This is a genomic window from Pseudonocardia sulfidoxydans NBRC 16205 (assembly GCF_007989085.1).
Classification (GTDB): Bacteria; Actinomycetota; Actinomycetes; order Mycobacteriales; family Pseudonocardiaceae; genus Pseudonocardia; species Pseudonocardia sulfidoxydans.
Genome location: NZ_BJVJ01000196.1, coordinates 1 through 719, shown reverse-complemented (window position 1 = coordinate 719; position 719 = coordinate 1). Strand labels below are relative to the sequence as shown.

Annotated in this window: 1 protein-coding gene; it reads right to left on the bottom strand. The window is 70.7% G+C overall.

The genetic code is table 11. The features are described from left to right. Nucleotides 1-719: IS5 family transposase (locus PSU4_RS31000; protein ID WP_147116242.1), on the bottom strand; the 719-nt coding region annotated here is incomplete at both ends.

Here is a 719-nt window from a genome sequence, read left to right as displayed (position 1 = left end):
TTGTCGAGGTCCTCTGCTAGCCGGCGAGCTGCTTCGATCTCGACCGGGCTGGTCGGTGCGGGAAGTTCCTCACCGGCCAGCCGGGCGGCCATCAGCCGGATCATCGCGACCTGGATCATCGCCTCGGCGTGGGCGGTCTTGCGTTCGTAGTCGCGCGCCAACCGTCTGCACCTCGTCAACCAGCCGAAAGTTCTCTCGACCACCCACCGGCGGGGCAGCACCTGGAAGCCTTTCACGTCGGCGTCGCGGGGCACCGCAACGACCTCGATCCCCTCATGGCGGCGGGCCCAGTCGATCAGACCGGCGTCCACGGAGTTGACGTAACCGCCGTCCACCCAGACCAGCCCCACCAGCGGGAACCGCTCCCGCAGGCCACTGAGCACGAGTTTCGCCCCGGCCCGGTCCTGCACGGATGCCGAGTGCACCACCACCCGCAGCAGTAGCCCGAGGGTGTCGACGAGCAGATGCCGTTTGCGGCCGCGGACGCGTTTGCCCGCGTCGTAGCCGATGGCTTCGCCGCCTTCGGCGCTCTTGGCCGACTGGGAGTCCAACACCGCCGCCGAGGGCTGCGGGTCGCGCCCGTCGGCCAGGCGCACCTGCGCGCGCAGCACGTCGTGGATCCGGGCCCAGGTGCCGTCGGCGGTCCAGGCCGAGAACCAGCGGTAGGCGGTACTCCACGGGACGAGATGGTGCGGGACCAGCCGCCAGGCGCATCCGGG